This window comes from Pedobacter sp. (assembly GCF_035566355.1).
Taxonomy (GTDB): domain Bacteria; phylum Bacteroidota; class Bacteroidia; order Sphingobacteriales; family Sphingobacteriaceae; genus Pedobacter.
Genome location: NZ_DATMRL010000076.1, coordinates 1 through 8,252, shown reverse-complemented (window position 1 = coordinate 8,252; position 8,252 = coordinate 1). Strand labels below are relative to the sequence as shown.

Sequence of the window (8,252 nt, the reverse complement as noted above, 5' to 3'; positions counted from 1 at the left end):
CAACGCAGAAGGAAGCCTTTAATATCATCAGCAAATGGAATAAATATTATAATGCAAAAGAAATTGGCGCCAGCGTCTTTGATTTGTGGTCTACCCGTTTGTTCTTTGACATATGGGATGATGATTTCACGATTAAGGGGATTCCAATGCGTTATCCTTCCAGAGACAGGACAATAGAGCTCATTCTGAAAGATCCCAACTCCAAATGGTTTGATAATGTTCTGACTTCCAAAAAGGAAACCTTAACCGATCTGGTTAACGAATCGTTTAAATATACTTGCGATAGCCTGGAGAAAAAACTGGGGCCTATCGGGAAGAACTGGGAATGGGCCAGAGTTAAGCAAACCCATGTTCCGCATTTAGCCAATATTCCAGGCTTGGGTTCAAAGACCCTAATGATGGGCGGTGCAAAAAGCACCATTAATGCTCTTGGTGAAAAGAACGGACCATCATGGAGAATGGTGGTTGAACTCGGTAAAAATCCCAAAGGACATGGGGTATTTCCAGGTGGTCAGTCCGGGAATCCGGGCAGCCCCTTCTACGACAATATGATCGGAACCTGGTCAAGGGGAGAGTTGTATGACTTGTATTTTATGCAGGCACCAAACGACCCATCCGCCAAAATAATTTCTAACCTGCACATCTCCAACAAATAGATTATGGTCTTTATCGTTATACTCATTGCTTCATTCCTATTACAGATCATCTTTCCATGGTGGGTCATTGTGATCATCAGTTTCGTTACCTGCGGCCTGATAGGAAAAACGGCCAAAATATCATTATGGTTTCCTTTTGCAGCCATATTTCTGCTGTGGATTGGCATGGCATTGTTTAAGAGCATTCCAAACCACAATATACTGGCAGGACGCATAGCAGAAATGCTGGCCGTAAAATCATGGATACTAGTGTTGATACTCACCGGAGTTCTGGGTGGCTTTGTTGCTGCAATCAGTGGCATTTGCGGATATCATTTCCGCAAGGCAGTCTTGTGTAAAAAAACAAAATCAGGACAACATGCAGGTTAAAGGCCATTCTAAAACAAAAATCTTGTGTATTTTTGCATAGTGAATCCTATCCAGCAAATATTTTCCATTAACAATGATTCTGAGTTTGATGAAATGGCACTGGCCATTTTCAAGCATCAGGCAGAACATTGTGCAGTATATGCCTCTTATATCCAACACCTCAACATTTCCCCTGCTTCCATCAGCAGCGTGAAGGATATCCCTTATCTACCCATTTCCTTTTTTAAAACGCATGAAGTACTGAGTGATGCGAGAAAACCGGAAATTGTTTTCAGCAGTTCGGGAACAACAGGAATGGTGCAAAGCCGTCATCTGGTTACAGATGTGGGAATTTATGAAACTAGTTTTAACAATGCTTTTGAGCAGTTCTACGGCAAGATAGAGGATACCTGCCTGCTGGCACTACTGCCGTCTTACCTGGAAAGAGATGGCTCCTCTTTAATTTACATGGTGGATGCCTTATTAAAACAGAGCAAACATCCAGACAGCGGCTATTTCCTGCATAACCATGATGAGCTTTTCCACAGGCTAAAAAAACTACAAGACAATAAACAAAGGACCATTTTAATAGGTGTAACTTATGCTTTGCTTGATTTTATTGAGCGGTATCAGCTGGACTTCCCAGAATTGATTGTCATGGAAACCGGTGGAATGAAAGGTAAAAGAAAAGAAATGGTGAGAGAAGAGCTTCATGATCTGCTTCAGGCTGGCTTTGGTGTAAGGGCCATCCACAGCGAATATGGAATGACAGAACTCCTTTCTCAGGCTTATTCTTTTGGAGAAGGTATTTTTCAATGTCCCGCGTGGATGAAAATTGTACTGCGCGACACCAATGACCCTTTGAGTTTAATTCAGAATCAACAAACCGGCGGCATCAATGTCATCGACCTCGCTAATATAAATTCCTGCTCTTTTATTGCGACGCAGGATCTAGGAAAAATATATCCAGATGGTTCCTTTGAAGTACTGGGCCGTTTTGATAATGCAGACATCCGGGGTTGCAATTTACTGGTACAGTAGCTGCATTAAATTTCAGATCCAGTTCTTTCCTAAAAAAGCCGTTAAAGCTTACACTTTAACGGCTTTTTTAGGAAAGGCCTTAGGCTATTCCGCTGTTAAAAGAAAATAATTCTTTTTCCCTTTCTGTATAATAATATATTTACCATTTAACAGATGTTCTGCATTGAATATAGCAGAAGCCTCTTTAATCTTTTCCTTATTTAAAGAAACCCCACCACCTTGTATGGTCTTTTTCGCTTCGCCTTTTGAAGGGAATACATTCGTTTTTTCGGCCAATAAAGTTGAAGCATCCATCCCACCCTCTAACTCTGCCTTAGAAATTGTATGTTGAGGCACACCTTCAAAAATCTCCAGTACCTGCGCATCATTTAAGGTACCAAAAAAGTCCAGAGCACCGTTACCAAACAAAAACTCTGAGGTCTTAATGGCAGTCTCCAAGGCTTCTTCAGAATGAGTCCTAACCGTAATATCCTCGGCTAAAGCTTTCTGTAAAATACGCAGATGAGGTGCAGCATCATGTTCTTTCTCCAAAGCTTCTATTTCTGCTTGTGTTTTCAGCGTAAAAATCCTGATCCATTTCTTCGTATCATCATCAGAAGCATTTAACCAAAACTGGTAGAATTTATACGGCGAGGTTTTTTCCGGGTCCAGCCAAACCGCACCGCTTTCTGTTTTACCAAATTTGGTGCCGTCAGCTTTCTTTATAAGTTGCGTGGTGATCGCGAAGGCCGTGCCAGCATCTTTGCGTCTGATCAGTTCAGTACCTGTAACGATGTTACCCCATTGATCTGAGCCTCCCATTTGTACCAGACAGTTATGGTGCTTCCAGAGGTAGTAAAAATCAAAACCCTGGATCAACTGATAGCAGAACTCGGTAAAAGACAATCCGGAATCGCCTTCCAAACGTCTTTTTACACTATCCTTGGCCATCATATAATTAACAGTAATGTGCTTGCCTACATCTCTGATAAAAGTAAAGAGGTTCATATCTTTAAACCAGTCATTATTGTTTACCATTACCGCACCATTACCCGCCTCTTCAAATTTCAAAAATTTGGAAAGTTGTTTTTTCATCCCTCTCAGGTTATGTTCCACCATAGCCTCTGTCTGAAGATTTCTTTCATCAGATTTACCAGAAGGATCTCCCACCATTCCTGTAGCACCCCCAACAAGGGCATAGGGTTTATGTCCGGCGCGCTGGAAATGAATAAGTGTCATGATCTGGGTCAAATGCCCCACATGCAATGAATCCGCGGTTGGGTCAAAACCTATATACCCGGATGTCATGCCCTCATTTAATTTTTCCTCGGTACCAGGCATCATGTCCTGCAACATGCCTCTCCATCTTAGTTCCTCTACAAAATTGGTCATTGTTTCTATCCTTTTGCGGCAAATATAGGAAAAGCTATGTTATCTGTTAAATTGAATTCTTCTTCGCTCTAAATTGACCTGAAGATCATCCGCTTTCCAAACAATTTTCATTACATTTAAAGCGATGAACTTCTTATCGCATTATTATTTTGAAAGACATAATCCTGACCACAACATTGTAATTGGTGTCGTATTGCCTGATTTTGTTAAAAATGCGCATAAAGACTGGAATCTTAACCCTCAAAAGGAAGCACATTTATTTTCAGATGATCTGGCCCACGAATCCCTGCTTTGCGGATGGGAAAGGCATCTTGAGGTTGATAAATTATTCCATTCTTCAGATTTTTTCATCACCCGGACTGCAGCACTAAAACAACTATTACTGCCTTCTTTACAATCCGGCCCTGTAAAACCTTTCTTCCTGGCACATATTGGTTTGGAATTGATGCTGGACCACTTGCTGACCATTGAAGGCCGGATCAACATCAACCGATTCTATGAACAGCTTCAGCAAGCCAATACGCCCGAACTACAGTCTTTTCTCACCTTAGCCGGGATCAAAGACCTGGATCATTTCCTTCGCTTTCTGAATAACTTCATCTCCAGCAGATATTTGCTGAGTTACCAGAAAATCGAAAATATTACCTATGCATTGAACCGGATCTGTATGCGCTTATGGGAAAATCCTTTTCAGAAAGATCAACTTGAACAGCTCACTGAAAGCCTCTTGTTATTTCGCGATCAACTCCAAAAAGATTACCTGAGTATTTTTAAAGAAATCGAAAGTAAATTATAATCATTCGTATCTTCGCTGTATGTCGAAATCAGCTATAAAAGACACGATGGATGCCCTGGTTAAAGAGCTTAACCAGCATACCTACAATTATTATGTACTCGCCATGCCAACTATTGGCGATTATGAATTTGATCAAAAATTAGAAGCCCTGCAAAAGCTGGAGCGGGAAAACCCGGAATTTGCAGATCCTGATTCCCCTACTCAGAAAGTTGGCGGGGACATCACTAAAAATTTTGTCACAGTTCCACACAAATGGCCCATGCTTTCTTTGGGCAATACGTACAACGAGCAAGATCTCCTTGACTTTGATGAAAGAATCAAAAAAGCCATAGGGGACGATTTTCAATACGTTTGTGAACTTAAATTTGATGGATTATCCATCAGCCTCACTTACGAACATAACAAACTCTCCAGAGCTGTAACCCGGGGTGACGGAGCAAAAGGTGATGATGTCACTTCAAACGTTAAAACCATCCACACCATTCCCCATCAATTAAAAACAACACAGGCTCCGGAACTGTTTGAGATCAGAGGTGAAATCTTCATGCACCGGGCAGCTTTTGAGCGCCTCAATAAAGAACGGGAAGAATTAGGCGAAGTCACTTATGCAAATCCCAGAAATTTTGCTGCCGGTACTGTAAAAATGCAGGATTCCAAAGAAGTAGCCAGACGTCCACTCGATTGCTTTTTGTATTCCTTAAATACTGACAAAATCTATTTTAAGACGCATTGGGAAAGTTTACAGACATTAAAATCCTGGGGCTTCCATGTGAGTGAACACAGCAAACTGGTCAATTCCATTGCCGGAGTATTTGATTTCATTAAATACTGGGAAGAAGAACGTTTCAACCTGGGCTATGATATTGATGGTATTGTAATTAAAGTAAACAGCTATGGCCAGCAGCAGGAACTTGGTTTTACTGCAAAATCACCACGCTGGGCTATTTCCTATAAATTCAAAGCCGAAGAAGTTGAAACCATACTTGATCAGGTTACCTATCAGGTTGGAAGAACAGGGGCAGTTACGCCTGTTGCAAATCTAAAACCGGTTTTACTGGCAGGTACAACAGTTAAAAGGGCCACATTACACAATGCCAACGAGATTGAACGGCTGGATCTACATCAGGGAGACAGTGTATTTGTAGAAAAAGGAGGTGAGATCATCCCAAAGATCATTAATGTAAACCTTTCTAAAAGAAAACCAGATGCCTTAAAGATCATTTACCCTACAGTTTGCCCCGAATGCGGGACAAGTTTGATCAGAAAAGAAGGTGAAGTAGCTTTTTACTGCCCAAATGATGAAGGCTGCCCACCTCAGATCGTTGGAAAAATTCAGCATTTTATTGGCAGAAAGGCAATGAATATTGATGGATTGGGCGATGAAACCATTGAGAATTTTTACCAGAGAGGCCTACTAAGACATATTAGTGATATCTATACACTTCATGAAAAATCGGATGAACTCAAAGGCATCGAACGCTTTGGAGAAAAATCGATTGAAAATATGCTCAAAGGCATTGAGCAATCTAAAGAAATGCCTTTCGAAAAGGTGCTTTTTGGTTTAGGGATCCGGTATGTTGGAGAAACTGTGGCAAGAAAACTTGCATTTGGAACTAAAAATATCGACCGTCTAGCCTCGGCTACCCTGGAAGAACTCATAGCCATAGATGAAATTGGCCAGCGGATTGCCGAAAGCATCATAGAATATTTTAGTAAAACGGAACATTTACAGCAAATTGAGCTCCTAAAAGCCGCCGGATTGCAGTTTCAGGCAAAAGAAATTGAAATTACCCTTCAAAGTGAGAAATTAACTGGAAAAACATTTGTAATTTCGGGCGTTTTCGAGAAATTCAGCCGCGAGGAACTTAAGGATTTAATTGAAAGTAATGGAGGTAAGATCCTGAGCAGCATTTCTGCAAAGTTGAACTACCTGGTTGCCGGAGATAACATGGGCCCTTCTAAATTGGAAAAGGCTCAGAAACTAAATGTTCCCCTGATCTCGGAGGACGATTTATTAGAGATGTTGAAATAATAATTTAAAAATGAAAAAATTTCATGGAACCGGTGTAGCATTGGTTACACCATTTAATGCAGATGGATCGGTAGATTTTGAAGGGTTGAAAAACCTGATCAACTACATGGTACACGGAAAGGTAGACTATCTGGTATCTTTAGGTACTACAGGAGAAGCATCAACACTCAATAAGAACGAAAAGAAGAAGATCTGGGAATATACTGCAGAAATTAATAACGGCCGCCTGCCACTTGTTGCCGGCATTGGCGGCAATGATACAGCAGAAGTAACCGAAAGCATCAGGACATTTGAAGTTAATGGTTATGATGCCATCTTATCTGCAAGCCCCTATTATAACAAACCTACTCAGGAAGGTATTTACCAGCATTATAAAGCGATCAGTGAAGCCAGCGCTTTACCAGTTTTGCTGTATAATGTACCAGGAAGAACAGGTAGTAATGTAAGTCCCGAAACGACTTGCAGACTGGCTACGGATTTCAAGAATATTATTGGTACTAAAGAAGCCTCCGGCAGCTTTGATCAATTTAATCAAATCCTCCGTGACAAACCTGAAGGTTTTATGCTGATCTCCGGAGATGATCCTGTTGCTCTGCCTATGATGGCGATTGGAGCAGTTGGTGTCATTTCGGTCATCGGAAATGCGCTACCGAAGGCGCTTTCTGACATGATCAGACTATGCCTTCAAGGCGAGTTTGCTCAGGCTACTCCTGCACATTTAAGCTTGATAGAGTTTACCCGTCTCGTGTTTGCAGAAGGTAATCCAGCTGGCGTAAAAGCAGCTTTAAAATATCTCGATATTTGCGGAGACAAAGTAAGATTGCCTCTGGTTGGCGTTTCTACCGGATTGGAAGAACAAATAATTGCACAGGTTAAAAAACTGATGGCTTAAAAAATAAACCGCATAAAAAAGGCCTTCAAATTGTTGAAGGCCTTTTTTATGAGATACAAATCCGCAATTCTTATGCTTCTTTGTTCTTAGCTGCCTGAATTTCTAAACGGATGGCCTGAGCAAGGTTTTTAACGTCTTGTAATCCTTTTCTCACGCGTGTACCTGCAGCACTGTTTGCTTTGTTATAAAACTTGTCAGCGTCTGCTTCAAGACCGTTAATAAGGTCTTTCAATTCATTGAATTTCTCGATCTTTGCCATTTTTAATTCTTCTTTTAGGTTTTTAAGGTTAGGTTTATACTCTATTACTAAAGTAGCATGTTTATTTTAATAAAAAAACTTTTGGCACAAGAAATAAATCACCAAAATGCGCTTTTTTTCCACAATCAAGGCGGTTATTCACAAATAGCCTTACAAAACCAACAATCAACAATCTAAAAATCAACACATTACAAAACAAACAGACACAAAAAAGGCCTTTAAACGCATTTAAAGGCCCTTCTTTTATGTTGTTAGAAATGAGTTACATTTCAAATTGATTTTCCTTATAATATCCGCTTTTCAATTTCTCTGCAACTTCACTAAAGGCATCAAGCGTCCGCTGTACATCCTCCAGTGTGTGTACAGCTGTGGGAATAAGTCTAAGCTCGATTAATCCTTTAGGGATAACCGGATAAACAACAATCGAACAAAAGATACCATGGTTTTCTCTTAGGTCCATTGTTAAAGCCGTTGCTTCCAGTAATTCACCCTTTAAAAATACGGGTGTAACCATTGTATTGGTAATGCCCAAATCGAAACCACGGTCACGTAAGCCTTTCTGTAGGGTAGTAGCAATATTCCACAGTTTCTCTCTGAGCTCTGATTTTCCTTTCAGCAATTCCAGACGTTTCAATAAACCAATAACCATAGGCATAGGCAAAGCTTTTGCAAAAGTCTGTGACCGCATATTATAGCGCAGGAAATTGGTGATTTCTTCTGTAGAGGCTACAAAGGCTCCGATGCCAGCCATTGCCTTTGCAAAGGTCCCAAAATAAACATCCACGCCCTCAATACAATCTTGTTCTTCATGAGTTCCTGCACCGGTTTTACCCATAGTGCCAAAACCATGTGCATCA

9 protein-coding genes are annotated in these 8,252 nt (G+C 40.7%); 6 read left to right on the top strand and 3 right to left on the bottom strand.

The window, feature by feature from the left end:
- From VNZ46_RS02865 to VNZ46_RS02855, 3 genes are all read left to right on the top strand, one after another.
- Positions 1 to 656, top strand: a 656-nt coding sequence (locus VNZ46_RS02865) for a penicillin acylase family protein (protein WP_325558567.1), incomplete at its 5' end; no start/stop codon positions are given.
- 3 nt (positions 657 to 659) lie between these two features.
- On the top strand, positions 660 to 1,025 hold the full coding sequence (locus VNZ46_RS02860) for a hypothetical protein (protein WP_199079417.1): 366 nt from the start codon (positions 660 to 662) through the stop codon (positions 1,023 to 1,025).
- Between the two features lie 93 nt (positions 1,026 to 1,118).
- Positions 1,119 to 2,045 carry an acyl transferase gene (locus VNZ46_RS02855; RefSeq protein ID WP_414693455.1) on the top strand — a complete coding sequence of 309 codons (927 nt, stop codon included), beginning with the start codon at positions 1,119 to 1,121 and terminating at the stop codon, positions 2,043 to 2,045.
- An 84-nt stretch (positions 2,046 to 2,129) separates the two neighbouring features.
- Here the strand turns inward: VNZ46_RS02855 and tyrS are convergent, their stop codons facing one another.
- Positions 2,130 to 3,416 carry a tyrosine--tRNA ligase gene (gene tyrS / locus VNZ46_RS02850; protein WP_325558565.1) on the bottom strand — a complete coding sequence of 429 codons (1,287 nt, stop codon included), beginning with the start codon at positions 3,414 to 3,416 and terminating at the stop codon, positions 2,130 to 2,132.
- Positions 3,417 to 3,540: 124 nt separating this feature from the next.
- Between tyrS and VNZ46_RS02845 the strand changes: the two genes are divergently transcribed.
- The 3 genes from VNZ46_RS02845 to dapA are packed head-to-tail and all read left to right on the top strand — an operon-like array spanning position 3,541 to position 7,136.
- Entirely contained in the window at positions 3,541 to 4,212 is a 672-nt protein-coding gene (locus VNZ46_RS02845) for an ACP phosphodiesterase (protein ID WP_325558563.1), read from the top strand.
- A 19-nt stretch (positions 4,213 to 4,231) separates the two neighbouring features.
- Entirely contained in the window at positions 4,232 to 6,244 is a 2,013-nt protein-coding gene (gene ligA, locus VNZ46_RS02840; protein WP_325558562.1) for an NAD-dependent DNA ligase LigA, read from the top strand.
- Between the two features lie 10 nt (positions 6,245 to 6,254).
- Positions 6,255 to 7,136, top strand: coding sequence for a 4-hydroxy-tetrahydrodipicolinate synthase (gene dapA, locus VNZ46_RS02835; RefSeq protein WP_325558561.1), 882 nt, complete (start codon positions 6,255 to 6,257; stop codon positions 7,134 to 7,136).
- A gap of 70 nt (positions 7,137 to 7,206) precedes the next feature.
- On the opposite strand, the gene VNZ46_RS02830 is transcribed toward dapA, so the two are convergent.
- Positions 7,207 to 7,395 (bottom strand): histone H1, encoded by a 189-nt coding sequence (locus VNZ46_RS02830; RefSeq protein WP_108555803.1) that lies wholly within the window; start codon positions 7,393 to 7,395, stop codon positions 7,207 to 7,209.
- Between the two features lie 262 nt (positions 7,396 to 7,657).
- A partial coding sequence (locus VNZ46_RS02825; protein ID WP_325558560.1) for an aminotransferase class I/II-fold pyridoxal phosphate-dependent enzyme occupies positions 7,658 to 8,252 on the bottom strand: 595 nt, incomplete at its 5' end.

Bases quoted from the DNA above. Each gene is read 5' to 3' on its own strand.
- dapA (WP_325558561.1), top strand. From the start codon at position 6,255: ATGAAAAAATTTCATGGAACCGGTGTAGCATTGGTTACACCATTTAAT.
- tyrS (WP_325558565.1), bottom strand. From the start codon at position 3,416: ATGACCAATTTTGTAGAGGAACTAAGATGGAGAGGCATGTTGCAGGAC.
- VNZ46_RS02845 (WP_325558563.1), top strand. From the start codon at position 3,541: ATGAACTTCTTATCGCATTATTATTTTGAAAGACATAATCCTGACCAC.
- VNZ46_RS02855 (WP_414693455.1), top strand. From the start codon at position 1,119: ATGGCACTGGCCATTTTCAAGCATCAGGCAGAACATTGTGCAGTATAT.
- ligA (WP_325558562.1), top strand. From the start codon at position 4,232: ATGTCGAAATCAGCTATAAAAGACACGATGGATGCCCTGGTTAAAGAG.
- VNZ46_RS02860 (WP_199079417.1), top strand. From the start codon at position 660: ATGGTCTTTATCGTTATACTCATTGCTTCATTCCTATTACAGATCATC.
- VNZ46_RS02830 (WP_108555803.1), bottom strand. From the start codon at position 7,395: ATGGCAAAGATCGAGAAATTCAATGAATTGAAAGACCTTATTAACGGT.